Genomic DNA, 26364 nt, shown 5'->3' with positions numbered 1-26364 from the left:
CGATCTTGTATGAACGGAAAGGACGGTACAGCATGTACCGCCCTTATCGCGTGAGTCAATTGCCTGTATACGTTTCTTATTTCGTTACCCGATCCAGTTCCTTCTGTGCTTTCTCTTTCGCTTCCTTCAGCGCTTGTTCCGCTGGCATATTATTGATCTGTACCTGATCAGCTGCATCTTTTAAAGCATCATTGATCTTGCCACCCGTTGGATCCTGGAAGGGAGCCGAAGCGTGAGCTGCCTGTTGCAGTGGTACGGTGATCTGTGGATTTTCCTCACTGAATTTCATGAACTCTGGATCTTGTTGGGCCGATTGACGTACTGCGATATATCCGGTGTTCATGGACCATGAAGCTGTGTTCGAAGTTTCAGAGAAATACGTAAGCCATTTATAAGCTGCCTGCTGTTGCTCTGGACTCGCTGCTGACGGAATACCTGCCGAAATGGCACTTGCTACCGGTTTTCCTTCACCAATACCTTCCCAGCCTGGTTGTTGCATCGCAGCGACTACGCTAAAGTCCAAGTCGCCTTGGTCACCACTAGATCCGGTATAACCTGCTGCTTTATTTTTCATCACATCATCAATCGTTTTGTACCAGTACTCCCAGCCCTGACCTCCATAATGAATGCCCATAATCTTGTCTTCGTTAATCCATTTACGGAACAAGTCCCATGTCTCGATCCATTCCGGAGAGTCGATCATAACGGTTTTGCCATCGTCGCTAAGAATCTGTCCGCCCTTACCCAGCACGGCATCAATCATATTGTCTCTACCCCACATCGGTTCCCAACCGTAGAATGTGGTCTTACCATTTTCTTGTTTGCTCATCTTCGCAGCCGCCTCAGCCAGCTTCTCCCATGTCGTCAGAGTTGCTGGGTCGATTCCGTTCTCCTTGAACGTATCCATACGGTAATACATGATCTGAGTTGTACCATACATTGGCAAAAAGTATTGCTTTCCATCCACCTGTCCCTGGTTCAGGAATGTCTGAATGAAATCGTCTTTCTTAAAATTCGGATCAGCTGCAATCATCTCATCCATGGGTGCATAATATCCTTTGCGTGCCCAGTCTATATTGGAGCTGAGTACAGCGGCTGGAACCTTCTTGGAAGCAATTGCTGCTTGCAGCTTCTGTTCCGTTTCCGTGTAATCTGCTTGTACAATCCCTTTTACAACGACTTCGTTCTGGGAGGCGTTGAACGCATCAATCGTCTTTTTCATGTTATCGCCCAGATTACCACCCAGACCATACCAGAACTCAATCTCCACCGGATCTTTCGCCTGAGCTTCGGTTCCACTGGCAGCAGCCGTCGTGCCTGATTCTGCGGGTGCTTGTGTTCCACAAGCGGTCAGCAGTGCAAAGCTGGTCGCAAGTACCAGCGACATGCCACCCTTCCAGTTCAACCTCAATCTCTTTTTCCATGTCATGCTTGCCTGACTCCAATTCATTGTTGTTCCTCCCGTTTTAGGTGAATGGTAGTGCATATCAGTTCTTGTTCACACCAGCCGTAATATTCACGCTCTGCATGATCGTCTTCTGGGTGAACAGGAAGAGAATAAGTAGAGGTGCGATGGTGAAGGCACTCGCAGCCATAATCTGTGGCCAAGCAAGTCCATATGCCCCGCCTTCTACAAAGAAGCTACGCAGACCCGCCGATACCAGCTGTAAATCAGGGTCTTTGGTGATGAGCATAGGCCAGAAATAGTTGTTGTACTGTTCAATAAACGTAATCAGCACCATCACGGCGAAGCTTGAGCGAACAAGCGGCGTAATAATCGTCCAGAGAATCCGGAAGTGGGATGCACCGTCCAGTTGTCCGGCTTCCACCAATTCATGAGATACCTGCATGAACGCCTGCCGGATCAGGAAGATCGAGAACACGCTGACACAGTTGGATACAATCAAGCCGGTGTAGGAATCCAGCAGATTAAGCTCACTAAGCACCAAGTAACTAGGCAGATACACAGCCGTACTCGGTATCATATAACCCACCAGAATCAGGGATGTCAGTACACCTTTGAGACGGAATTTCATATGTGTCAGGGCGTACGCCATCATACTGGAGTTGACGATCTGAAATAAACAGATGGCTAAGGCTACACCGGTACTGTTCAGGATGTAACGGGCAAATGGTGCCGCATTCCAGGCATCCACATAGTTGCTCCACAGGAACGTCTCCGGCCAGAAGGTCGGCGGAAACTGCCAGATCTCATCATTGGTTTTGAACCCGCTAATGACCATCCAATAGAAGGGAAAGGCTGTACCCAGCGCGATAATGGCTAACAGAAGGTAGCGGATTAATTTACTTATTTTAAAATTCGGTTGTGACACGTTCTGCAACTCCTTGCGCTTCATCCGTTTAGACTTTTTGTTGGGCAATGTCATTGTCATTAGTAGTGCACCAGACGTCTGCCAAGCAGGAAGGATACTCCCGAGAGCAACACGCAGATCAGAATGATCACAACGGCGATGGACGAAGCTTCACCTACGTTAAAGGATTCGAATGCAGACTGGTAATACATGTACAGCAACGTTCTCGTTGATCCTGCCGGTCCACCCTGCGTCATGACATTGATCTGGTCATAGGCTTGCAAGGACTGGATTGTAAGAATAATCGAGAGAAAAAATGTTGTTGGTGAGATCAGCGGCAATGTGATACTTCTGAACTTATCCCAACCGTTTGCACCATCGATTGAAGCTGCTTCGAGCAGATCGGAAGGTAGATTTCGTAGCGCAACGAGATAAAATACCATTGCCCACCCAATCGACTTCCAGAGCGTGACGATCAGAACAGCAACCAATGCCCAGTCCGCGTCACGCAACCAGCCGATCGGAGATACGCCTACCCAGCCCAGCATAAGATTAGCGAGTCCCACTTCGGGCTCAAAGATCCAGGACCACGCAATAGACACCGCAACTGTCGGGGTGACCCAAGGTGAGAAGAGTAATGTCCGGAAGATGCCGGATGATTTGATCTTGCTATTCATGAGCATCGCAAGTGCCAATCCGCCCACAATAGTTGGGATTACACTCCCCAGTCCGAATAACAAGGTTACTTTCAGTGATCGATAGAATTCAGAGTTTGTCAGCAGATAACTGTAATTGTCCAAACCAACAAACAACTTGTCCGGGCTCATGAAGTCCCAATCGGTGAAACTGAGATAAACGATATATCCCAGAGGTCCCAGCCAGAAGATCAGCAATGGGATTAGAGCTGGCAGCGTGAATAGTACCGCCTCAGACTCCCTCCATAGTTTTAAACGCAAATCCCCCACTCCTTACTGTCCAATTTTTCTTTAATGATTGGGAATTTTTGAGTATAATCAGCTTTATATTTATTCTGTACAAAATTGATTGTACACTCGTATTGAAAATTCTAATTCCGGCTTATGTTAAAATTGGAGCATGTCATGTAAAATATGAGGCAGCTAGTGGGAACGCTATCATAAACCAGAGGTGACATTGTGGGAAAAGAAACCGCCGGGAACCCGAATCATTCTTCGTTACCTGATCGGCATGCGCTGAGGGAGAGAGTTATTGAGGCCATCGCTAATACGATGGATCTATATGGGGTTAATCATACGTTTGGCAAATTATACGGCATCATGTATTTTGAGGATCGACCGATGACACTTGAAGAGATGAAAAACTCGATGAATATGAGCAAGAGCAACATGAGCTACGCGGTTCGTTCGCTTACAGAATCACAGATGATCTATAAACTGGAGGAAAAGAAGGAGCGCCAGGATCAATATCTGGCTGAGACCAACTTTTATCGTACGTTCCAGAATTTCTTCGGGGCCAAGCTCCAACGGGAAGTAGATGTCATGTTAGAAGGCATTCGTGAGGTCATTCCTGACCTGTCGGCAATGATCCTTTCGGAACATACCTCTTCCAAAGATCGAGAGGATGCGCTGCGTGATCTGCACAAACTCCAACATGCGGAGCAATACTACGTCTGGCTCCAAGGATTTGTGGATCAGTTGCGGGATGGTAAGTTTTACGAGAATGCTTCACACACGCCCGATAAAGAGTAGTACAACTGCGTGAACAGAATAACTAATGGGTGATCAAGCGCTAACCAACCTAGACCAATGTTAAGTCACACTAAAGTGCAAAAGGAGCTGTTCCTAGCCAATGTATGGCTTTTGGAACAGCTCTTTTTTTATTCTATCTATTGTATCGTCAAATCCTATCCGTCATTAGGGGTTCTCTTTTCCATATGCTACTGCGTTAATGACCCCTTTTTTCTTTTAAAAATATTACTTTTGCGCTGCGGCTTCGATATCTGCATATGCCCAGTGTGTTGCTGGTACATCACTGAACGTTAGCGTAACTGCGCCAGTTAGGGGTGTCCGGTTGAACAGTACGTTCAACACTTTCACCGCTTCCGCACGTGTCAGCTTGCTATCCGGTTTGAATGTGCCATCGTTGTATCCAACCATCAAGCCAGCCGATTGCACGTATGCAATCGCATCTGCTGCCCACAGGTCTGCGGATACGTCTGTGAAGGAAACTGCTGGACCATTCACGGTTGTTGCACTCGCTTGTTGTTGCATCCAGCGATACGCAATGGTAGCCATCTGTGCACGGGTGATCGAACCTTCCGGTGCAAATTGGGTGTTGCTCATGCCGTTCATGATGCCAGCGGATTTCGCTTTTTGAATCTCACTTGTTGCCCAGTGTGTTGCAGATACATCCTTGTAGCTCACGCTATTCACGGAACCTGCTGCCGCTTCAGTTGGAAGATTGCGAGCTAGCATGGCTGCCATCTGTGCACGTGTTACGAATGCATCCGGGCGGAAATCCGCACCAAATCCTTGGATGTACGGTTGATGTGTACTTTGTGAAGCTTTCAGTCCATCCACAACAACGAGGGTGAACGTACTGAATTTTGTTACGGTAAATTCGATGCCTTCGCTATTATCCGCGAGTTGCACCAATTTGCCTTGAATCAATTCTTTTGTGCCGTCACTGTGTTCGATATAGATCGCCAAGTTGTCCAATGCTTGCTGACGAGCAGCCGGATCGGTTGGCAGACTGTCACGCAGTGGCAACGTGAGTGTCACTTCGCGGCTCTGCATATTCGTGTCGATCTCTACCGGACGAGCCAATACACGAACATTCGTATTCGGAGCAACTTGTTGAATCAATTGCTCTTTCTTCGCACGCTCTTCAACTTCTTTGCGCTCCGATTCCTTTTTCAAAGGTACAACGCGGAAGTACAAGTCTTGATCGAATCCAGTGATGGAATTCGTCGGAACGGAAATCACTACATTTTCAGTGGAAATCTCCAGCTTGAGCGAACCATCATTCAATTCTTTTACCGCTGCTTTAGGCAGTTCAATGCGTGTCTCGGACACGGCATCTTTGGTGTCTGGGATGACAATGCGTGCGGTGTTCATGTTCAATTGCTTCGCTTTTTCAACAGATTCCTTGGCAATCGCTTCGGTCATTTTCACCAGGTCTTTGATCGTGCCGTTGGTTTCGGTTGTACGGGTAATTGGCGTTTTGGTCAGGTTGGTACCGTTTGTTCCATTAACGTCAACCACGATCTGCTCTTGTTTCGTTGTTGGTGCAGGTGTAGACGTTACTGGTGTAGATCCTGCACTTCCACCGCCAGTTGATGGTGTAGGTGTAGGCGTAATAATAATGATCTGATCAAAGAAACGATCGAATGCTGTCTGCACTTCGCTAATACTGCTGTATCCGTTAGCAGGCTTGCGATCAAGCATCCATTGAGCCAGTTTTCCCATTCGAGTATCATCTTCTACTAGATCCTTCATAGCATTCAACTTAAGTAGGAATGGTTCGAAAGGCTCCATCATCTCAGTAGATTGCTGGAAGCTGTATAGCATCAGCATGGCTTTCTTCATCTCGCTAACGTCTATAGCATCATTAATGTAGGAATAATTCATGACTAACATTAATGATGCACCGTAAACCTGTTCGATTGAAAGATCCGAACCCTGAAACAGACGTTTTGCAGTATAAGCAAGTAACTCTTTATCCACATTGGATGCATTTAAATATTTTTGACCTAACTCTTTAAACATTTCCATCCCTGGATATTCAAAGTACTCTGTTGACTCAACAAAAAGGGAATAGAACTCATTCAAATGCTGTTGGAAAAGAATCTTGTCTGTTTGTTTGATCGTCTGGATGCCTTTATACCCAATTTCTACAGCATATTGCACTTGTTTCTTAAGATTATAGGTATAGTCACTCGGTAAAAAGGTCATTACCACATTAGCTATGGCTTTCTTCTCCTCAGGTTGGAGAGTGTCAAAGCCAGCCGGAAGATCCAACCATTCCGGTTGAGTAATTGCTCCCAGGATAGCATCAGTATTCTTCGTAGCTCTCGCTTCGTTGATAACTCTCAAAGGATCTGCTGGATTAAAGAACTGATCAAAAGTTTTTTGGATGTTTTTATAGTTTTCATAACCACCGACTGGACGCTTATCAATCATCCATTGGGCAAGTTTTCTATATGTCGCATAATCTATGCTATCTACTTTGTCCATGTTAAGCGGAAACTCTACCATATATTTGATAGTACTAGGGAGATTGTTATACTGTGTTGATTCCTTCTGTACTAAACGAAGACGCACCAAAGCATTATACATCTTGGTTTGATTAGTCACATCATTGATTGCATTGTAAGTAGATAACGACGTAGAAAGTTGATCTCTGTTCTGATAAGAAGGAATTTCATCACGCATTGAGTAAAATTTCATGCGGTATGCAAAAATTTGTTTATCTACAACAGACAAATTTTCATACATTTTCCCTACTTTATATAGTGATTGAATACTTGGGTCGAGGTTTATGCTAAAAACTTCAGGTAAATTTAATAATTTAGAAAAATAAGCATTGATATTCTCCTCAACATCAGTCAGTGCAGGTTTATTAAAGAGGTTTCGTGGTTCTACAGCCATATCGAGTACATATTGTACTTGTCCTTTACTCACATATCCTTTTGCCCCATTCATTAAAGTGACAAATACAGCTACAGATTCTTTCTCATCGTTGCTCCAATCACTGAAATCTACAGGCAGTTCGAGTCCTAACGCGGAATCTTGAATTTTGCTAAGGACACCTTCTACATCTTCATTACTCTTAGCTAGATTCAATGATTCAAGCGGGTCTGTTTCTTTATTCTGAGTAAAGACCAGGATCTTATAGAGGCTAGCAGTATTACTTCCGTTTGCCTTAACACGAACCCATACCGTTGTATTCCCTTCAAACTGGGGTGGGTTCGTGGAGCTGTAATCAAACCAGTTCTCGCCATTATTCTGAGTGTATTCCATAGTATCATCCGCACCAACAATGACATTGACAGCATCATCTACGGTTACTAACGGTGCTGCCAAATTAAAGAACTGATCGAAACTTTTCTGGATATCTTCTACTGAAACAAAGCCACCTTGCGGCATTTTTCCAATCATCCAATTAGCCAGTTCTGTCATTCTCTCCGAATCATTGTGAATAGATTGCAATTTATCAAAGTCTAATGGATAGGCTACTGCACCAGATTCAGGGTTATCATTGATAAACTCATCAATGGACCCTTTAAAGAACTGGTTAAAGCCCAACGTCTCTAACATCAATTCCACGCCTTTTGCTTTATTGATTTCAGGATACCCGGTTATCCCAAATATCACTTGGAAAAATGCGTTGTCTAACTCAGTTGATCCCTGACTACCATGAAATGAAATTAAGGTCATTTGGATAAAATGAGAAATTAGTTGTCGATCAACACCGCTCATTTCTTCATACTTCATACCCGATTTATGCATCATTTCTGTGGTGTCATTGGTGAAGTAGTTTTTAGACTGGCTCAACAGATTGTAGACCAGATCCATTTGAAATTGTATAGCAAACAAGTCCGTATTACTGATTAAAATCATGCCTTGATATGCCAAGTTAAAAGTATATTCTAATTGTTCCTCACTAGAATACGCTTCCCCTTTTGGCAAAGTAGCCACCAATCTTGCTATCGCTTCTTTCTCTGGTACAGACAACCCAGAGTAACCAAGTGGCAAAGTCACAATCAGGTTCCCTTCCAGTACCTCCTGTATTTCGCTAACAGATCCCTCGCTGATTGCATAATTTAACTTCTCCAAAGGTGTCATCGGATTCGCTTGAACAGGTACTACAGCGACAACTTGGATTAACATCAGCAACACCAGTACCGCACTGATTATTTTCCTCGCATATGTTTTCATTATTTCCTCCTTGAGCCTCCCAGCTCGAATCATTTATACTTTTCATTCTAGTACTTTGGTCTGAACGGATTCTGAACAATTGGCGTAAAATCGCGAAAAAACATTAAAATTCCGTATTTTTTTCGTGATTTTTCAACAATCCCCCTATGAAATTCATCTTTTCTTGCATTTTTCTGTAATTATTTTAATCTATAGACCTATGTATTTCTTCTCAGCATGTAGAATTTTACGAGGAATGCGAAAGCGAAAGTGAGTGAGTATGTTAATCTTTAGGATTCGTTACAGCAAAGTTTCTGTCTAATACATTCATTGGATTGTATTCAAGTTCGTTAAACTGCAAAAGGCCACCCCCAAGGATGGCCTTCTTTATCTACTTTGATAATATTACTTTTGCGCTGCAGCTTCGATATCTGCATATGCCCAGTGTGTTGCTGGTACATCACTGAACGTTGGCGTAACTGCGCCAGTTAGGGGTGTGCGGTTGAACAGCACGTTCAGCACTTTCACAGCTTCAGCACGCGTCAGCTTGCTGTCTGGTTTGAATGTACCATCGTTGTAACCAACCATCAGGCCAGCAGATTGCACGTATGCAATCGCATCTACTGCCCACAGGTCTGCGGATACATCTGTGAAGGAAATTGCTGGACCATTCACTGTTGTATTACTCGCTTGTTGCTGCATCCAGCGATAAGCAATCGTCGCCATCTGTGCACGGGTGATCGAACCTTCCGGTACAAATTGAGTGTTGCTCATGCCGTTCATGATGCCAGCGGATTGCGCTTTTTGAATCTCACTTGTTGCCCAGTGTGTCGCAGATACATCCTTGTAGCTCACGCTATTCGTGGAACTTGCTGCTTCAGTTGGAAGATTACGAGCCAGCATAGCTGCCATTTGTGCACGCGTTACGAATGCATCTGGACGGAAATCTGCACCAAATCCTTGGATGTACGGTTGGTGTGTACTTTGTGAAGCTTTCAGTCCATCCACAACAACGAGGGTGAACGTACTGAATTTGGTTACGGTAAATTCGATGCCTTCGCTATTATCCGTGAGTTTCACCAATTTGCCTTGGATCAATTCTTTTGTGCCGTCACTGTGTTCGATATAGATCGCCAGGTTGTCCAATGCTTGCTGACGAGCAGCCGGATCGGTTGGCAGACTGTCACGCAGTGGCAATGTGAGTGTCACTTCGCGGCTCTGCATATTCGTGTCGATCTCTACCGGACGAGCCAGTACACGCACATTCGTATTCGGAGCAACTTGTTGAATCAACTGTTCTTTCTTCGCACGCTCTTCAACTTCTTTGCGCTCCGATTCCTTTTTCAAAGGTACAACACGGAAGTACAAGTCTTGATCGAATCCGGCGATGGAATTTGTCGGAACGGAAATCACTACATTTTCAGTGGAAATCTCCAGCTTGAGTGAACCATCATTCAGTTCTTTTACCGCTGCTTTAGGCAGTTCAATGCGTGTCTCGGACACGGAATCTTTGCTATCTGGAATAACAATGCGTGCGGTGTTCATGTTCAATTGCTTCGCTTTTTCCACCGATTCCTTGGCAATGGCTTCAGTCATTTTCACCAGATCTTTGATCGTGCCGTTGGTTTCGGTTGTACGGGTAATTGGCGTTTTGGTCAGGTTGGTGCCGTTTGTTCCATTAACGTCAACCACGATCTGCTCTTGTTTCGTTGTTGGTGCAGGTGTAGAGGTTACTGGTGTAGTTGTGGACGAACCTCCACCTGTGCTACCACCCGGGTTAGGCGTTGGAGTATTGCCATTATCTGTGCTGCTATCACCATTCTGTGTAAAGACAAACTTCACGGCGCGGCCTGGCAGTTCATCGCTGATTGCTTTGTAACGAACCCATACCGTTTTGTTGCCGCTAAGGTCCATTTTTTGAATGAAGGCAACATCAATCCAGTGCAACTTATTGTCAAAGGAAATCTCCATCGTGCTGTCCAAACCCGTTAGGGTGTTATTGATGTCATTGCCCTTCACATCAGGAGCCGTAAAGAATCGATTAAATACATATTGCAGATTCCCAACATCCTCATAGCTGTCTTGTTCATTTAGGACCCATTCAGCCAATTCCTTCTGGCCTTCAGGACTGAGTTCTGCCCTTTTGGATAAATCAAGAGCGCCTCTAAGATTAAATTTATATTTGCTGAAGAATGCTTCACCTTTAATCTGATCTTTCATTGCTTTATCAAGCCATTGATCCATTCGCGGTATAGAGGTAGCTTGCTCAAATGAATCGATAGGCATAGAGAGGAGATTCAGGACAATATCAGGATCAACAATATCCCCTTTAGACATTCCTTCCAATCTTTCGAATGCAACTAGATGCAAGTAATTGAATGCCAGTACACCTTTATCTACTTTGCTACGTTCCAAATGTTGTTGTCCAAGGCTGCGTAACACATATGTCTGTTGGTCATTAAAGTCATTAGGTCCATTTACTAATTGCTGAGCGAGCAGATCCAGTTTATTCCTAAGAACACTGAGTTCCCTCTGCTCCCAAACAGATTGTGCCAATACACCAAGTTCAATCATATATTGGACCTGTTCTTTGTTTTTGTAATCTTTATTTACATAGTCGATCAGGAATCCCGCAATGAAATCTCTAACTTGCAAAGACAAAGCACCGTATCCGTTAGGAAGAGTAATACCCAGATCCGGATCTTCCATAGCCATTCGCATAGCCGCTATATTACTGTTGCTCTTTGCAGTATTTAAGACACTCAATGGATCGCTTTCGTTATCATCCGGGAAAAATTTATTAAATGCAGTCTGAATTTCTTCAAAACTTGCATATCCACCAAGTGGTCTTTCACTAAGCATAAGATCAGCCAATTGTTCCCGTTCTTCGTTTGTAAGATCGTGCACTTTACCTACATCCAAAGGAAAACTTCCAAGTGGGTTTTCCGGGTGCTCGGAGTTGTATGACTCGACATCTGATTGAATGTCATATATTTTGTACAACGATTTCAACATACTTTCTGTCGTTTCAGTTCTATTTATAAATGGAGTATCATCCACCGCGGTTTCCATATAAGAAAGAATTTTTCTTATTTCAAGGTTTATTCTGAGTTTACTTTCTAATAAAAAGGCGATCATACGTCTATCAATCATGTCAGATTTGAGATACAGGTTTATACGTTCATAGTATCCATCTTCGGCACTAGGATAATCAAAATGCTTTATCCGCTCTGCTAATTTCCCATAAAACTCATCAAGTATTTCTCCTGAGGCTGATCCACCAATTTTGCGAGGAAGTTCAAGAGCCAGCATAGCCAATTCCACCATATATTGAACTTGCTTTTGGCTCGTATATCCTTGAGCTGTCGGTGGCTCAATTCTTAATAAGTAGTAAGCAACTGCCTCCTGATCTTCAAAAGATAGGGATTTAAAATTAGGTACTCCAAATTGCTCATTGTTAAACAACACCACAGCTTCCTGGATGTCTTCTGGGTTATCCCTGTTCGCCCTCTTTTTAAACTCGTTATATTGAGCCAACCAAGTTGCATCCATGAAAAACGCATCAAATTCTTTCTGAACTTCGGATACCGTTCCATAACCATTTTGCGGCTTATGATCAATCATCCACTGAGCAAGTTCTGATTTTTTGGTTGTATCGTTCTGGATGTTCGACATTTTTCCCATATTAACGGGGAAAGTATACAGTTGAAGGCTAGGGTTATTCCCAACAAAACTTACACTAATAAAGTGGTTCCAATACATTGCATCTAGTACGGCCTCCATGTCCGTAACATTGCTCGCAGTATTAATTGGAAGGTATTCTGATAGCGTTACTATTAAAGCTTGGAGTTGACCAGTATAATTGATTGGCTTTTCAAAATTCCCTAAAGCAGGTTCAAACATCAAAATATTTGTATACATTACCTTATCGGCACCGCTTAAAATGCGGTAGGCAGCACTCGCCTCAACCATCGGTCCTGCTTGATCTGTAGGAAGAAATTCCTCAGCATGACTATACAAATCGTATATTCCTTCCAGTAGATACTCTGCAGTATCTGGATACTTCACTTTAGGAAATTTCACTAATTCATATAGGAGTGCAAAAACATACTCAATTTGGCTTTGACTTTCATAATCCACCTCACGTGGTAGCAAAAGAATTATTCCTCGAGTCAGTTCTTTCTTTTGCTCATCATTCAGCAGATTATAGGTGGTGGAAATATCGGTCATATCTATTAAACTGCCGCTCTCCAACATACCCTGAACTTCTGGAATAGCTACTTCAATATCCTTATCTGAACTTCTGATTTGGTTAAGTTGTTCCAACGTAGTAAGTGTGTCAGCACTTGCAACCCCACCCACACTAACCACCTGTAATAACAAAACAGCAATTAAAAAGCAGCTTATCAGCTTTTTATAATTCATGTACTTGATCCTCCCTATCTCATGTTTTTTACATATAAATTCAATCCATCTGATACGTAAGGCCTATTGTAGTGCACTGCGATAAACAGAATCTAAACAAAAAGAGCAAATAAAAGGAAAAAGATCCACCCTGTAGTACAAAAACAGGATAGATCTCAATTTTTTTCGCCAAAATTCATCATTTTTAAAAAAAGTATTCTTCGGGACCTATATAGCTCCGACTCTTAAATCAAGGTGTACCCGCCATCCACATACAATGTGCTGCCCGTCGTGAACGTATTGGCCATCAGATACGTAACTGTATGTGCAATTTCTTCATTGTGCCATCAAGGGTAAAAATAACGCGAACGAAGCGACTTGAACGACAACTATACAATGGAACTTCACAGCAAAAAAGACGAGAGACAGATCACCTGATATCAGGCATATCCGTATCCCGTCTTTGTCACATCACATTCCAATCCGCAATCCGACCCTATACGATCCAGATGGTCACTGACCTAAGAAAGTAACCCCAACTTCAGTACTCTTGCAATATTCTCGGCGGTACGTTCCACATTCTCCGGGCCTTCTCGCAATAGTCGATTCAGATCTGCTGCTCCAGGCACAATACCAAATATGGCATCGATGCCTTCCGCGTAGAGGGTGTCAATCCCTTCGCCCACACAACCTGCAAGGGCAATCACAGGTTTACCCGCTTCCTTGGCTGCCCGAGCAACACCATAAGGGGTCTTGCCAAATTTCGTTTGGAAGTCGATACCGCCTTCACCCGTAAATACCACATCCGCAGTAATCAACTTTTTACGCAACTCAGTATATTCAATGACAATCTCAATCCCTTTACGTAATACAGCCTGTGTAAAAATCAAGAGTCCCGCGCCCAACCCTCCAGCCGCTCCGGCTCCTGGTACATCTCGGATATCTTTATGAAGCTGTCGTTTCACTACATCTGCATAATGGGACAGATTTGCATCCAGCTGCTCAACCATCTCTGGAGTAGCCCCTTTTTGTGGTCCAAACACCCTTGATGCGCCATGCTCCCCACATAGGGGATTGGTCACATCACAGGCCACAATGAACTCCACTTCCTGCAAACGCTCATCCAGACCAGATACATCAATCTGAGCCAGTTGATCCAAAGCCCCGCCCCCACGCGCAAGCGGCTGACCCTGTGCATCCAGAAACTTCGCACCAAGTGCTTCAGCCATGCCAGCCCCACCGTCGTTGGTCGCGCTACCACCAATGCCAATGATGATCTTGCGTATGCCAAGGTCAAGACATGCGCGAATCAACTCGCCTGTTCCATAAGTTGTCGTCCGGAGCGGGTCCCAGGTGTCCTTGGTAACCAAGTGGATGCCGCTAGCCGACGCCATTTCGATGGCCGCCGTTGTTCCGCCACCCAGAATGCCATACTGTGCAGTGACTGTATGACCCAATGGTCCGCTCACCTCGTGCTGGTGAAGGACGCCGCCGGAAGCGTCCACAAGGGACTGCACCGTACCTTCTCCACCATCTGCCATAGGTACATGAATATAGACTGCTGTCGGGTATATTTTACGCAACCCTTTTTCCATCGCGATACATACTTCTTTTGCTGTCATGCTTTCTTTGAACGAATCCGGTGCCAGAACAAATGTCTTCTCTCTTGTCTCTCTCATATCTTAAAGGAGAACACGGTTTTCCATAATATTTTTCATGCTGATATGGGATTTGGAGGGTCCCAGCTTCACCAGTGAATCCTGAAATTCGGCAAGTTCTTCAATGGACGCCGTCTGTACCTTGATCAGGTAGTTATACTCACCGCTAATCCGATAAACGTCCGTGACTTCGATGGCCTGTTCACAGAACTGGACCAACTCGTCGCAATGCTCTGTTTTAAGCAAAATAAACGTCGTCGTTCCACGGTTTAATTGGGCTAGATTATAGATGGTCGAATATCCCGTTATTACACCTCTCTCCTCCAGTTTCAGAATTCTTTCCTTAACCGAAGGTTGGGACATGTTAATTTCTTTGCTTATCTGTGCAACGGGGATACGTGCATGATGTTGCAACAAGCGCATAATCTGCTGATCGATTTCATCTATCATGTGTTCCATTTGCAAGACCTCCGAGTCGTCGACTTATTTAATAAGGTTTCCCTGATAAATTAGCTAAAAATAGTTAGATTTTATCTCATTATATCCTTTGATATTGTATGGTTCCAATGCGTTATCAACCCTATAATTTAGAATACAATCTGAAGAAGGAGCGATGTAATGTGAGTGTTATTGGACTTGCACATGTAGCCATTCAGGCTCGTAATTACGAAGATACTCTGGCGTTTTATACAAAAGTATTGGGATTCAAGGTCGGTCACTCCTGGAGTTTGCCTTCCTTCCACATTACCGAGGCATGTATGCTGATCTCTCCGGATCAGCGCACCTGTATTGAGGTATTTGATCCAAAAGCCGTCATTCCCGCCGAGGGTGAACCTGCCACCTCGCCTGAAGCGGTCCGGCACGGCGCACTGTTACATTTCGCCTTTTACGTGCATGATGTAGAAGATATCTATCAGCGAGCGCTCGCCTATGGAGCCAAGGCCTACGTTGAACCGGATTGGATATCGCTTGGCGAACCTGCACTTCGGGTTAGAAATGCGCTCGTCCACAGTCCGAATGGTGAAGTGATCGAATTCCTTGAAGAGGTTAATTTCGACCGATCCTCACCATCATCTACATGAAGTACACAAACAGCCTGTTGCCTCGTTATCCGTGGCAGCAGGCTATTTCATGATTGGATTTGCTTGGCAAGCACCAGCACACACACCTACCCTACTCTTGCTCTGCATTCCCCAGCGTATACTCACTTAGTTTCCCTTCATAAACCAGTTGCAATCGTTCACTCTGGCGAAAATCATCCGGTGTCACCAGCGCAGGCAGCTTGTTCCACAGTTTGATTCCCGAACGCTGCAGAATCTCAGCTACAAATTGGGAGCAGAAGTAGGAGTTGCTGAACTCCACCGGTTCCTTGAGTGTAATGCCGATCACGCCGAGCAGATTGTACATATATTTCTGGCGGCTTCGGATGAAGATGTGCAGCACACGTTTCATCTTTTCCACTTCACGATCCGTCACCTGAAGCTTGTATATGACACATGTGGTATTGGGATACTTGCTGTATGTACCTGTCTGAATATTTTCCTTCACAAACCCGCCATTCAGCGGATTGCTCGGATGCTTGCGGCCGAAGCTGTACAGCTCGGTTAACTCCCGGTCAAATGAGATCGATGCGTGATTATATGGCGCTCGGGTATAGCTCTGAATAACCTTGGTAAACAGCGTTCCTGTATTCGTAAGCAGGATATAGATGGAGCGTTCATCTGTCATAGCAAAATTTCCCCTTATCAAGTTGGCACTATTCCTTCATAATAACATAGGTACCCTACAATGGAATCTTACTTTGAATAAGCAGGTGATTGGTACGTGAGCAGTTCACTCTTTACACTAACGTTAATCTTCACAGCTTTACTTGTGATACATATCGTGTACAAAATTATTGCAAAGCTTCAGCCAAGCAAAGACTATTCAGGCATCGGCCAAAAAATCAAAACCTGGTGGGGTATGTTTGTGATTTTCTGCCTCGCCACCCTTTTTAACCCCATTGTGTCCCTCATCTCCCTCATGGTGCTTGCATTCTTCTCACTCAAAGAATACTTCTCCATGATTCGCAGTACACGCAAAGCCGACCGCAGGCTGTTCCTATGGGCGTATCTGGCGATTCCGGTTCAGTTCTACTGGATCTATATTGGATGGTATGGCATGTTTATCGTGTTTATTCCCCTATATGTGTTCCTGGTGCTGCCCCTGCCACGTCTGATCAACAAAGGTACGGTCGGTTTCCTGCGCAGTGTCAGCTCCACACAATGGGGACTAATGCTGATGGTGTTTGGGCTGAGCCACCTGGCCTATTTCCCATTTGCCTCACCGGAGTACGGCTCCAAGCTGGTGCTGTTCTTGGTCGTGCTAACACAGCTTAATGATGTGGTGCACTATCTGGTCTCTCTCTATCTGGGCAAACGAAAAGTGGTGCCTACCGCCAATCCATTTGTCACCTGGGAAGGGTTCGCGTGTGCGTTTATTGTAACGACAGCTACGTCTTATTTCATCCATCCCTACCTGACGCCATTTGATTGGAAATTCTCGCTGTTCATCGGGGTGTTGATCAGTTTGGCTGGATTCTTCGGTAGTCTGACGGTGTCTGTACTGAAGCGCGATCTGTTAATTGGAGATGACAACAAGTTCGATTCGCTCAAAAAAAGCTACCTGAGCCGGGTCGATAGCCTGACCTATACCTCGCCGGTTATGTTCCACGTGGTCCGTTATTTCTTTGACTTTATGTAGCAACAGATGGATCGGCGAGCTTGTAATTATGTATGTCAAAAAAAGCAGCCCAAGTGGCTGCTTTTCCTGTTCAATAGGCTCTGGGCAGAGCCTTCATGATATGCCTGCTTACTTCAACGTAATTTCTTTTTCGGACATGATTTCGTTCCCCTCATCATTTGTGAAGACAAATGTCGCTTTGCCCCGCTCGCCCTTCATCTCATCCGAATAGATAAAGCCGGAGAATTGTCCATTGCCGCTAAAGTAAAAGCCATCTTCTCCATTTCCACCATGTTCAATGGCTTCCTGTAGTGAATTCACAATCGTCACCGTGTTAGACGTCCACCGCATCTCCGTTAGTGTATACCCCTTCGGAACCTGTTTAATTCCAAAATCAAAGCTGTTACCCTCGCTCGGTTTCTCCGACTGGTCAATGACGATATCAATCTTCTCAGACGGTTCAGTGGATTCCGATTGAGCTGTAGGCTTGCCCTCATCACCACTGGCACTGCCTTGGCTATTGTTATTCTTCGCATCCGCATTCGGTACAGAGTTTTCTCCAGCTTCCTCTACGGGTTGCTTCGATTGCGGATAGGCATGTTCCTGAACCGATTCACCACTAGTGCCACAGGCACTGACGAATAGCGAAATACAGAGCACAGACATGCAAAGTGCAGATTTCTTTATATTTATTTTCATCATCTAATTCTCCCTTCATTCATCTTCGGCACGTATATCCAACACGCCACTTATTAATCACTACACCATATCGTCCCACATGAAGCTCCATTATATGTAAATGATTAATAAATTCAGTATGTAACTGCACCTCGATGAGTAAAAAAAGAACTCTGTTCATGACGTCATGCACTGTTTAATTTATCGATCGAACCCAGGTAAGACCAACACTTGTCCAATCTGAATGGCGTTATGCTCAATTTTGTTCACTTTCTTGATAGCTTCTACATACACACGAGTGTCCATCTGCTGAGGTTTATGTGCCAATGAAATGCCCCACAGTGTATCTCCCTGAGATACAACGATCTGGTCCCCCGACAACAATTGCTCATCCCCGGCAAATGCAGTGAATACAGCACTACACCCTATGATTATAATTAGAGTTATAGTGACGATCTTCATTAGCCAGGTTGGCGTCTTCACACGCTGCATGAATTGATCTTTGACATACATGGTGCGGGACTCGGACGTTTTGGTATAAACGGATTCATAAATACTTTTGTACGTAGAATATCTCATTCTAGTCGACCTCCAGACTTTCATTCCGCTAATCTTTAATTTCATGTTTACCTATATATTTTTCCTATAACAATGAACGATCAATAACTCACTTTTTCACTATATAGGTATCTTTTCCTAAGTCACCCTACCCTGATAGGTCTATACTACCAGTTCACTCTAAACAAATTCTGAACAACCAAATTTCAATGTTATATCAGATTCAATTTATCCAATATTCATGCCTGATTTTCGGCGATGCTTGCTGCAACGTTTTTCTATAATAGGTATAGATAAAGATTCTAATGAGTAAGGACGTGCCCCCATGATTTCTGCTGATCTGAAGGAACAATATTACGAGGCGCTTGTGGCCAAGGATTCGGAATACGAGGGTTTATTCTATGTTGGAGTCCGAACCACAGGTGTGTTCTGTCGTCCTACATGCCCTGCGCGAAAGCCAAAATTCGAAAACTGCGAATTCTATGAGACGGCTCAACAGGCACTTCTGGCCTCTTATCGCCCTTGCCAGCGCTGTCGTCCACTTTCTCACCCCAACCAAGTATCCGATGTCGTTCGCATATTAGTGGAAGCTGTGGAGAAAAATCCGGAGAAACGCTGGAAAGAACAGGATTTCAAGGCCCTCTCCATCGACGAATCCACTGCTCGCCGACAATTCAAGAAGCGGTTCGGCATGACCTTTGTAGAATATGCTCGCGCCCGACGCATGGGTCTTGCCCTGAAAAATATTCGCTCCGGCCGCACCGTGATTGATAGCCAATTATCTACTGGATATGAATCAAGCAGCGGCTTCCGCGATGCCTTTTCACGGATCATGGGTGCTGCCCCTACACAAGTCGATGAAGGACATATCCTAAAAGCGTCCTGGATTGACACCCGCCTCGGCCCGATGATGGCTATTGCTGATGAGGAGTCGCTATATTTACTGGAATTTGTGGACCGCAGAGGTCTGGAACGCGAAGTTGAGCGTCTGCGCAAACGAACCAAATCAGCGATTGTACCCGGCACTACAGCTCCCATCCAGTCCATTGAGCGTGAACTAAACGAGTACTTTCAAGGTATTCGGACAGCATTCGACACACCGTTGTTCTGTTTAGGAACACCATTCCAAAAACGTGTGTGGGAACAGCTAATGGCCATTCCGGCTGGGGAAACGAGGTCATATCTGGAGATTGCAAATGCACTGGGAAAACCGACTGCTTGCCGAGCTGTGGCACAGGCGAATGGAGCCAATCAGCTTGCGATTGTGATTCCATGTCACCGTGTAATTAATGCCAGTGGCGAATTGGGTGGATATGGCGGGGGATTAACTCGCAAAAACTGGCTTTTGACTCACGAGAAACAGGGGCAGGAACAGGATAGCTGCGAATAACGTAATGAAGTAATGAAGTACGCATCAAATGTCCAAAGGAATGCATGATATAACAAAGGAGAGTCAACATAATATGAGTACCTTAGAAGAAAAAGCAGCGTTGTTCCAACAATACCATGTGAAAGGAAAACCACTTGTTCTGGTCAATGTATGGGATGCCGGAAGCGCACAAGCCATCCAATCCGCTGGAGCAACGGCCATTGCTACCGGAAGCTGGTCCGTTGCTGCGGCCCACGGTGAACGCGATGGTGAAGCCATGCCATTCCATCTGGTGCTTGCCAATCTCGCACGGATTACAGCGAGCGTGGATCTGCCTGTAACGATCGATATAGAGGGAGGGTATGGGAGGTCTGTGTCAGAAGTGAAGCGAAATATCCTGCAAGTCATCGATCATGGTGCTGTAGGAATCAACATTGAAGATCAACTTCCCGCTGGCTTGGGATTGTACACTGTGGAGGAGCAATGCCCAAGATTGTCCGCCGCCCGGGAAGCTGCGCAGCAGGCAGGCATCCCGTTGTTCATTAACGCCCGCACAGATATTTTTCTGCAACATGCACCTGAACACCATAACCACTCTCTCCTGGAGGAAGCACTTATACGTTCGAGCCATTATGCAGATGCAGGAGCCAGTGGTCTGTTTGTACCCGGTTTGCAGGATCACCAACTGATTCAGGAATTGTGTGAGCGTTCACCGCTGCCAATTAACGTCATGGTTACGTCTCCTGAGCCTTCACCAAAACAGCTTGCCACACTGGGTGTAGCGCGTGTAAGTTACGGGCCATATCCATATCTGCAAGTTATGGAACACCTAAAAGAACTAGGGAGAAACATTTTATCGGGAAATTAACAGGAGGGCATGTTATAATCACCTCTATTGAACATTTACAGGAGGCAATTATGCTTAACGTGGAACAAAAGCTAGAAGTGCTACAATCGTATCCCCAACTGCAACGCAAAGATGTTTCTCTCGGTCGAGTTAATTTCCACTACGAGGGTAGTGCGTATGATAAAAAAATTGTTGCTCTCCATATTCATCCTAACGGAAACGGTTATATCTATGCAGGGCTACTGCCTAACTATGAGACCGATGCTAAAGGATTCGTCAATATTCGTGATTACTCCGAAGCAGATCTGCGCACCTTGTTAGATGAAACGATCCAAGCGATGTCTCACAATCCCAACGCAGTTGAATTCCAAGAGCCAGCACAAGTAAAAACTACTGTCCCTACATTGTCTACAACCTCTACGGGTGGCGGAACGTGGATCGATGAAGAGGGACATATGCTGACTTTAAAATACGAAGATGACATGTGGTATGTGTATTCCGGTGATAATCTGGATATGGCTTTTGAAACGCGTAGCGAAGCTGGCGAGTATCTCAAAGACGAAGGATTCAAACCGCAGGCTCAGGCTTAAGGGTGCACCTTCATTTGGAATTCCGCACAAAGATTGTTGAATAGGTATATTCAGTGATTTAATATGATACAAAAAAACACGAGGCGTGTTCGCACTCGTGTTTTCTGATTTCGGAATGATTTCACTTAGATTCCTTACCCAGTTCCTTTATAACTGTTTCCTGTCAGTCTTTTTTGGATTTCATGGTAAGCGGCGCATTCTTCATCATGGGGTACGTAGATAGAAGTAGCGCACCACCAATACATCCCAGAACGGTGAACAATGTCATGCGATTGATCCTAGCAATCCACAACATAAACTCACCAAGATCGCCCAATGTAATTATCAGCGTAAAGAACAAGCCAACCCCGAAGAACATAATGAAGAAGTTACGCATCCCCAAGCGCATCCAGCAAACCGTTGGGAAGACAGAGATTCCCAGTACGAGAAAGCCGCTCATCAGATCGATCCACAGGTAGGATAAAAAATGATATTTGTTTGAATACAACATGCCTGGTTGATAAAGGGTTACGTCAACAATTCCTTTTTCCTGAAGCAGGTGTATGAGGAAATACGCCACATGCAGAATGACCATGGTGCCTGCAACCATCCATACCGAGTTCATATAGAAGGATTTCATGAATTGAATTCGTGTACTGCCCATACCAATCGCAACCGGAAACAGTGTAATCATTCCCCCGATGGCAAACGCACATATCCCTCCGTACATGGGACCAAACAGTTGCGTAGCATACGAGACATCAAATATGAAGCCAATGGCCAGATATACAACGGCGAGCATTAGAGCGATGGATGAAAATATGCTCAGAAACAAACGCATATCATCGCGAATCAGTCGGTTCGTACCTTTTACTGCGTTCATGGTTTAACCCCCTCTTGATTACGGGTCCTGTTAACCAAATAATCTTGTAATGTCGCTTTCTCAATGGAAAGCCCCTGTGAATGAGCGATATCCTTCCACATTTTCGAGTAGGGCTCATCAATCATCACTTTTACAGTTGATCCCATCTGGGAAGACTCTATAACTTTAACACCTGCTGTAACTCGGTTAATATCATCAATTCCCCCTGTTAGAAGAACTCCTTTTTCGCGTATCTCTTCCATCGGTTGATTTAACAACACCTCTCCGGCTTGCAAAACGATAAGGGACTCACATAAAGGCTGAATCTCCTCAATATGGTGGCTGGATATGAGAATCAGACGCGGGTTATCTTCATAACTTTCCAGTAGCGCATTATAGAAGAATTTACGCTTCTCAGCATCGAGTCCATTGGTGGGCTCATCCAGAATGGTTATCTTTGCATTACTGGCAAGACCCAATATAATCTGGGCAGCAGTCTTCATGCCTTTCGAAAATTTAATGATCTTTTTCTTCGTCGGTAGTTCGAACACATCGATTAAACGTTCCGCCAAATCCTGATTCCACTGCGGATGAAAATATTGTCCCATTTGAACCATGTCACTAACTGTCCAATTTTTCCCCAGGGGATGATTCTCCTGGATGTAACACAGATGCTCTTGGGCAGCCAGATTATTATAGGGGTCTTGACCCATGATCTGAACGGTTCCACTGTCCGGGCGGTTATGCCCTGCAAGTAAACTCATCATGGTTGTTTTACCCGCTCCATTTCTTCCCCAGATTGCACTAATGATTGGCTCACTCTCATGTAGCGTAACCTGGTTCAGAACGGGCGTCTTCTGGTAGCTGTAGTTGACCTGCTCCATATGAATCATAACTCACTCTCCTTATCCTTCTTGCCACGAATCAGATCAATGATCATGTCTTCATTCATGTGAATCCGTCTGGCTTCTTCAAGTAAAGGCTTGATGTATTCTTCATAAAAATCTTGCTTCCGTTCAACGAGCAATGCTTCTCTTGCTCCCTTTGCAACAAACATTCCAACACCTCGCTGTTTGTATATAATCCCCTTGTCCACGAGTTCCTGCAGTCCTTTGCGGGCTGTAGCCGGATTAATATTGTAGAAGCGTGACAGTTCATTGGTTGAGGGAACCTGTTCTTCCACCTTCAATCTGCCTTCCACAATATCGTCCATAATCATTGTGGCAATCTGATGAAAAATAGGCTGAGATTCATCCAAAGTCGATTTCATGTGCTTCCAACTTTCATACGTATTCATTAGTCAGTTAGTCGGTTAGTTACTCATGTAACTAACTATAGTATACAAAGACGCAAATGTAAATAGGCGAACTTAATTCATTGCCTTTCCTACCTTGGCTCTGTTGTATTGATTAATAAGCCCGTCCAGGACTACGGATTGCTGGATCACTTCCGGATGAAGCAGACTACCGTATTCCATATGCATGCGATATAACAACTGTCTGGCATCTTCGATCCGTGATATCAAATCCAGGCGATCCATAGTATCCCTCCTTTTTGTCATATTTTAGTGTATTATGCCAATCAAAAGCGCATGTGAGATACGACATACTTATTCTTCCACTTTGATACACAAAAAAAAGAACGCTTCTGAATAAATCAGAAGCGTTCTTTACTTTCATTAAGTTCCAAATCCATGATCAGCGGGTCTCATAATTTCGGGGTTCGGGATTTCCTTGCCTGGGACAGGTTCCGTAGCAGGGGCTACGATGAATACAACGATACTACAGGTAGCTATCAGCAAAGCCAACTTTCTCTTCATTGAGTTTCTGCACCTCACTAATTATCATTTTGTATTGCTTTTTCGCCGTCTCAGATGCAAATTCCCGATATTGCTCGAACAGTCCGACACCTCTAAGCATACCTCGTCCACTGCTAATTTCAATAGAAAATTTTAAACTATCTAGCACAAATTCTATACCTAAATGAAACTCGTCTTTCTTTAAATAATATGCACCCAAATCTGCTAAAAGTCTTAAATATCGATCATCCGTAACCTGACTGCTCACTTTGCCAATTCGGTTACTCTGTTCCTGATAAGTGAAGTACGATTCATACTGTTTGAGAACATGATCAATATCCTTATCATAACGATTAGCCGCTGTTACAATATCACACAGCGCTGGGAATATCTCATTTTCCTTCGTTGAGATATACGCCAGATAATCAGGTAATACCTCAAACTGTCCACCCATTAAATGATATATATATCGATTAGCTTCAGCCCATTCTTGAAACTGATTCATAACAACGATTTCATCTTTATCCGGGTTCCTCACCCAGCGATTATCCGAATATAAAGAAACATATTTAAGTGCCTCAGTGTAGTCCTTCAATTGATAACAGGCACTTCCTGCAGCTAGATCGGAGTACAGAATATAGAAGACAATTGGTCTTTTGGTCTCTTCTTGTTTCCTTCTGCCATTCATCTCATAATGGATGGACGCTTTTACTTTCAATTTTTCAGATAACTCCTGAACCTTGTTCCATCTATGCAGTGCTCCAAATGCATTAATTAGTTCGTTAAGCGCATCCAATTGATAGCGCTCATCCAGCCGATCCACATAATATTCGAACCGGGCTGCGATAATCAGATTCCGCTGCTGATCATTGGTCAGTCCCAACCGGAACAGTCGATACTGACAGAGTGCAAGCCGCTCGGAATGTTGCATTTTCTCGCTTTCAGCAATGTTTTCATATAGAAGAATGGCTGGTTTGAATTTACCCGCTTGGTAGAACTCTTCAGCCACATCAAATAACAAAGGAATATAGGATAGATTATCCATCATCAGACGAATAACCTCTTCAATACAGTCCAACTTGTCCAACTCGGCACAGCGATGAAGGAAGGGTCCCAGTCTTCGCCAGTCCGGGGTCGCGTGTACAAAACACTCGTCTATGTATAACTCATAGAAGTAACCTTCTTCCAGTCTCATGGCGGAAGTAATGCGATCCAACTGCTGCATGGCAATAGGCCGATTTTTATTCAAAATATTGCTGAGCGTACCCGAATTAATCCCTGACGTTTCCGAAAAATGACTAATGGACATCTGCTCACGCTTCAGATAACTTTCCAAGTGATCGCGTATCGTGGTTGTCGACTCCAAACGAACACCACCCTCCAAAATAAAAAACATAAACGGGATTATCGGTATGCAAAAGTAATTATATGTAATTAGAAAGTATCGGTCAATATAATAATTTCAACTAATTTGTATTAAAACCATTTTAATCCTTTTATAAAACGGACAATCCTATCCTTATTTTATATCGGAAACACGCCTGACATCAAACCTGAAAATAGACAAAAAACACGAGCCATCTACGGGCTCGTGTTCTCAACTGACTCAGCAGTCAGAATGCTCACTATAACTTGAATTTAAGGGAGTATATTGCCTGCCGCACGGTAAATTTCATACCACTCTGGACGCGTAAGATGAACATCTCCTGCTTTTACACAGTCTTGCAGACGTTCAATATTCATCGTGCCTGTCACAGGTTGCATCTGTGCAGGGTGACGAAGCAACCAGGCGATTGCAATCGTTGTATTGCTCACGTCATACTTCGCAGCAATCTCGTCGATCTTTGCATTCAACTCCGGGAACTTGTCGCTACCCAGGAATACACCTTCGAAGAATCCGTACTGGAACGGGGACCACGGCTGAATGGTGATATCATGCAGACGACAGTAATCAAGAATGCTACCGTCACGGTTAACCGCGGCATCGTTCTCCATGTTCACGTTGATGCCACTGTCAATCATCGTCGTATTGGTAATACTCATCTGCAACTGGTTGGCTACCAGTGGCTGTTTCACGTATTTTTTCAACAATTCGATCTGGTTCGGATTCTGGTTGGATACCCCGAAGTGACGCACTTTACCTTCGCGCTCCAGTTGATCAAAGGCTTCAGCCACTTCCTCCGGCTCAACCAATGCATCTGGACGGTGCAGCAGCAGAACGTCAAGATATTCCGTCTTCAGACGTTGCAGGATGCCATCGACTGAATTCAGGATGTGCTCTTTGGAGAAATCAAACATGCCTTTGCGGATACCGCATTTGGATTGAAGAATCATATTTTCACGAACTTGGGGATTCATCTGTACCGCTTCGGCGAAGATCTCCTCACATGTTCCTGTACCATAAATGTCGGCATGGTCAAAGAAATTTGCGCCAACCTCCATTGCAGAACGAACAAAATGTTCGGCTTCCTTACCGTCTAGTGAATTAATCCGCATGCAGCCCACCGCGACTACAGGTACTTCTAGTGCACTGCTGCCCAATTTAATCGTTCTCAAGATGTTTTCCCTCCATATTCGAATATTATCGTGTATCTTACCTTTGATTGTGACATATATCTGCAATCGGTTTCAATAGCTTTATCCTACATTCATATGGAGAAATGATAGGTTCTTCATTCCAGCCTATAGATC

General features: G+C 44.4%; 22 protein-coding genes. 6 read left to right on the top strand and 16 right to left on the bottom strand.

What is annotated here, in order from left to right:
• Positions 1–76: 76 nt before the first annotated feature.
• Genes MKY28_RS27005 through MKY28_RS26995 form a run of 3 tightly spaced genes read right to left on the bottom strand, consistent with a single transcriptional unit; the run spans position 77 to position 3268 of the window.
• Positions 77–1450: an ABC transporter substrate-binding protein gene (locus tag MKY28_RS27005; protein ID WP_192135348.1), complete on the bottom strand. Its 1374-nt coding sequence runs from the start codon at positions 1448–1450 to the stop codon at positions 77–79.
• A 37-nt stretch (positions 1451–1487) separates the two neighbouring features.
• A complete protein-coding gene (locus MKY28_RS27000; protein ID WP_223199815.1) occupies positions 1488–2333 on the bottom strand; it encodes a carbohydrate ABC transporter permease in 846 nt (281 codons plus the stop codon).
• 59 nt (positions 2334–2392) lie between these two features.
• Complete coding sequence (locus MKY28_RS26995; protein WP_036671737.1) at positions 2393–3268, bottom strand: carbohydrate ABC transporter permease; 876 nt, start codon at positions 3266–3268, stop codon at positions 2393–2395.
• A 198-nt stretch (positions 3269–3466) separates the two neighbouring features.
• On the opposite strand from MKY28_RS26995, the gene MKY28_RS26990 reads away from it, so the two are divergent.
• Entirely contained in the window at positions 3467–4039 is a 573-nt protein-coding gene (locus tag MKY28_RS26990) for a GbsR/MarR family transcriptional regulator (protein WP_340937486.1), read from the top strand.
• 225 nt (positions 4040–4264) lie between these two features.
• On the opposite strand, the gene MKY28_RS26985 is transcribed toward MKY28_RS26990, so the two are convergent.
• The 4 genes from MKY28_RS26985 to MKY28_RS26965 all read right to left on the bottom strand — a co-directional run bounded on the left by MKY28_RS26985 (position 4265) and on the right by MKY28_RS26965 (position 14730).
• The gene (locus MKY28_RS26985) at positions 4265–8230 is read right to left on the bottom strand and encodes a DUF4073 domain-containing protein (protein ID WP_340937485.1); all 3966 of its coding nucleotides are present in this window, start codon (positions 8228–8230) and stop codon (positions 4265–4267) included.
• Between the two features lie 384 nt (positions 8231–8614).
• A complete protein-coding gene (locus MKY28_RS26980; RefSeq protein WP_340937484.1) occupies positions 8615–12634 on the bottom strand; it encodes an S-layer homology domain-containing protein in 4020 nt (1339 codons plus the stop codon).
• Positions 12635–13134: 500 nt separating this feature from the next.
• Positions 13135–14292: a glycerate kinase family protein gene (locus tag MKY28_RS26970; RefSeq protein ID WP_340937483.1), complete on the bottom strand. Its 1158-nt coding sequence runs from the start codon at positions 14290–14292 to the stop codon at positions 13135–13137.
• 3 nt (positions 14293–14295) lie between these two features.
• Positions 14296–14730, bottom strand: a complete 435-nt coding sequence (locus MKY28_RS26965) for an Lrp/AsnC family transcriptional regulator (protein ID WP_036671743.1) — start codon at positions 14728–14730, stop codon at positions 14296–14298.
• A 161-nt stretch (positions 14731–14891) separates the two neighbouring features.
• Here MKY28_RS26965 and MKY28_RS26960 point away from each other — a divergent pair, with 161 nt between their 5' ends.
• On the top strand, positions 14892–15353 hold the full coding sequence (locus MKY28_RS26960; RefSeq protein ID WP_340388083.1) for a VOC family protein: 462 nt from the start codon (positions 14892–14894) through the stop codon (positions 15351–15353).
• Between the two features lie 91 nt (positions 15354–15444).
• Here the strand turns inward: MKY28_RS26960 and MKY28_RS26955 are convergent, their stop codons facing one another.
• Positions 15445–15999, bottom strand: coding sequence for a hypothetical protein (locus tag MKY28_RS26955; protein ID WP_076252008.1), 555 nt, complete (start codon positions 15997–15999; stop codon positions 15445–15447).
• Positions 16000–16095: 96 nt separating this feature from the next.
• Between MKY28_RS26955 and MKY28_RS26950 the strand changes: the two genes are divergently transcribed.
• Complete coding sequence (locus tag MKY28_RS26950; RefSeq protein WP_076252010.1) at positions 16096–17013, top strand: phosphatidate cytidylyltransferase; 918 nt, start codon at positions 16096–16098, stop codon at positions 17011–17013.
• 108 nt (positions 17014–17121) lie between these two features.
• Here the strand turns inward: MKY28_RS26950 and MKY28_RS26945 are convergent, their stop codons facing one another.
• Together MKY28_RS26945 and MKY28_RS26940 are read right to left on the bottom strand one after the other, a co-directional pair.
• Positions 17122–17691 carry a hypothetical protein gene (locus MKY28_RS26945; protein ID WP_083669973.1) on the bottom strand — a complete coding sequence of 190 codons (570 nt, stop codon included), beginning with the start codon at positions 17689–17691 and terminating at the stop codon, positions 17122–17124.
• 180 nt (positions 17692–17871) lie between these two features.
• Positions 17872–18249 (bottom strand): LysM peptidoglycan-binding domain-containing protein, encoded by a 378-nt coding sequence (locus tag MKY28_RS26940; protein ID WP_076252012.1) that lies wholly within the window; start codon positions 18247–18249, stop codon positions 17872–17874.
• Positions 18250–18553: 304 nt separating this feature from the next.
• Between MKY28_RS26940 and MKY28_RS26935 the strand changes: the two genes are divergently transcribed.
• The 3 genes from MKY28_RS26935 to MKY28_RS26925 all read left to right on the top strand — a co-directional run bounded on the left by MKY28_RS26935 (position 18554) and on the right by MKY28_RS26925 (position 21034).
• Complete coding sequence (locus MKY28_RS26935) at positions 18554–19618, top strand: bifunctional transcriptional activator/DNA repair enzyme AdaA (protein WP_340937481.1); 1065 nt, start codon at positions 18554–18556, stop codon at positions 19616–19618.
• 73 nt (positions 19619–19691) lie between these two features.
• Positions 19692–20465 (top strand): isocitrate lyase/PEP mutase family protein, encoded by a 774-nt coding sequence (locus tag MKY28_RS26930; RefSeq protein WP_036671753.1) that lies wholly within the window; start codon positions 19692–19694, stop codon positions 20463–20465.
• Between the two features lie 50 nt (positions 20466–20515).
• Positions 20516–21034 (top strand): hypothetical protein, encoded by a 519-nt coding sequence (locus tag MKY28_RS26925; RefSeq protein ID WP_340937480.1) that lies wholly within the window; start codon positions 20516–20518, stop codon positions 21032–21034.
• Between the two features lie 163 nt (positions 21035–21197).
• Here the strand turns inward: MKY28_RS26925 and MKY28_RS26920 are convergent, their stop codons facing one another.
• The 6 genes from MKY28_RS26920 to MKY28_RS26895 all read right to left on the bottom strand — a co-directional run bounded on the left by MKY28_RS26920 (position 21198) and on the right by MKY28_RS26895 (position 26229).
• Complete coding sequence (locus MKY28_RS26920) at positions 21198–21896, bottom strand: hypothetical protein (protein ID WP_036671757.1); 699 nt, start codon at positions 21894–21896, stop codon at positions 21198–21200.
• Positions 21893–22768, bottom strand: coding sequence for an ATP-binding cassette domain-containing protein (locus tag MKY28_RS26915; protein WP_036671759.1), 876 nt, complete (start codon positions 22766–22768; stop codon positions 21893–21895). The genes MKY28_RS26920 and MKY28_RS26915 overlap by 4 nt, the downstream gene beginning before the upstream one ends.
• Complete coding sequence (locus MKY28_RS26910) at positions 22765–23145, bottom strand: GntR family transcriptional regulator (RefSeq protein ID WP_036611682.1); 381 nt, start codon at positions 23143–23145, stop codon at positions 22765–22767. The genes MKY28_RS26915 and MKY28_RS26910 overlap by 4 nt, the downstream gene beginning before the upstream one ends.
• A gap of 99 nt (positions 23146–23244) precedes the next feature.
• On the bottom strand, positions 23245–23415 hold the full coding sequence (locus tag MKY28_RS26905) for an aspartyl-phosphate phosphatase Spo0E family protein (RefSeq protein WP_017691550.1): 171 nt from the start codon (positions 23413–23415) through the stop codon (positions 23245–23247).
• A 241-nt stretch (positions 23416–23656) separates the two neighbouring features.
• On the bottom strand, positions 23657–25039 hold the full coding sequence (locus MKY28_RS26900) for a hypothetical protein (protein WP_036671761.1): 1383 nt from the start codon (positions 25037–25039) through the stop codon (positions 23657–23659).
• Positions 25040–25311: 272 nt separating this feature from the next.
• Positions 25312–26229: an aldo/keto reductase gene (locus MKY28_RS26895; RefSeq protein WP_076213731.1), complete on the bottom strand. Its 918-nt coding sequence runs from the start codon at positions 26227–26229 to the stop codon at positions 25312–25314.
• Between the last annotated feature and the right edge of the window lie 135 nt (positions 26230–26364).

The sequence above is a fragment of the Paenibacillus sp. FSL R5-0473 genome (assembly GCF_038004565.1).
GTDB classification, from domain to species: domain Bacteria; phylum Bacillota; class Bacilli; order Paenibacillales; family Paenibacillaceae; genus Paenibacillus; species Paenibacillus amylolyticus.
This window is presented reverse-complemented; position numbering and strand designations above follow the sequence as displayed.

What these genes read in the sequence shown, in the direction of transcription:
- MKY28_RS27005 (WP_192135348.1), bottom strand. Translation starts at nt 1,450, where the DNA reads ATGAATTGGAGTCAGGCAAGCATGACATGGAAAAAGAGATTGAGGTTG.
- MKY28_RS26985 (WP_340937485.1), bottom strand. Translation starts at nt 8,230, where the DNA reads ATGAAAACATATGCGAGGAAAATAATCAGTGCGGTACTGGTGTTGCTG.
- MKY28_RS26980 (WP_340937484.1), bottom strand. Translation starts at nt 12,634, where the DNA reads ATGAATTATAAAAAGCTGATAAGCTGCTTTTTAATTGCTGTTTTGTTA.
- MKY28_RS26970 (WP_340937483.1), bottom strand. Translation starts at nt 14,292, where the DNA reads ATGAGAGAGACAAGAGAGAAGACATTTGTTCTGGCACCGGATTCGTTC.
- MKY28_RS26965 (WP_036671743.1), bottom strand. Translation starts at nt 14,730, where the DNA reads ATGGAACACATGATAGATGAAATCGATCAGCAGATTATGCGCTTGTTG.
- MKY28_RS26955 (WP_076252008.1), bottom strand. Translation starts at nt 15,999, where the DNA reads ATGACAGATGAACGCTCCATCTATATCCTGCTTACGAATACAGGAACG.
- MKY28_RS26945 (WP_083669973.1), bottom strand. Translation starts at nt 17,691, where the DNA reads ATGAAAATAAATATAAAGAAATCTGCACTTTGCATGTCTGTGCTCTGT.
- MKY28_RS26940 (WP_076252012.1), bottom strand. Translation starts at nt 18,249, where the DNA reads ATGAGATATTCTACGTACAAAAGTATTTATGAATCCGTTTATACCAAA.
- MKY28_RS26935 (WP_340937481.1), top strand. Translation starts at nt 18,554, where the DNA reads ATGATTTCTGCTGATCTGAAGGAACAATATTACGAGGCGCTTGTGGCC.
- MKY28_RS26930 (WP_036671753.1), top strand. Translation starts at nt 19,692, where the DNA reads ATGAGTACCTTAGAAGAAAAAGCAGCGTTGTTCCAACAATACCATGTG.
- MKY28_RS26925 (WP_340937480.1), top strand. Translation starts at nt 20,516, where the DNA reads ATGCTTAACGTGGAACAAAAGCTAGAAGTGCTACAATCGTATCCCCAA.
- MKY28_RS26920 (WP_036671757.1), bottom strand. Translation starts at nt 21,896, where the DNA reads ATGAACGCAGTAAAAGGTACGAACCGACTGATTCGCGATGATATGCGT.
- MKY28_RS26915 (WP_036671759.1), bottom strand. Translation starts at nt 22,768, where the DNA reads ATGATTCATATGGAGCAGGTCAACTACAGCTACCAGAAGACGCCCGTT.
- MKY28_RS26910 (WP_036611682.1), bottom strand. Translation starts at nt 23,145, where the DNA reads ATGAAATCGACTTTGGATGAATCTCAGCCTATTTTTCATCAGATTGCC.
- MKY28_RS26905 (WP_017691550.1), bottom strand. Translation starts at nt 23,415, where the DNA reads ATGGATCGCCTGGATTTGATATCACGGATCGAAGATGCCAGACAGTTG.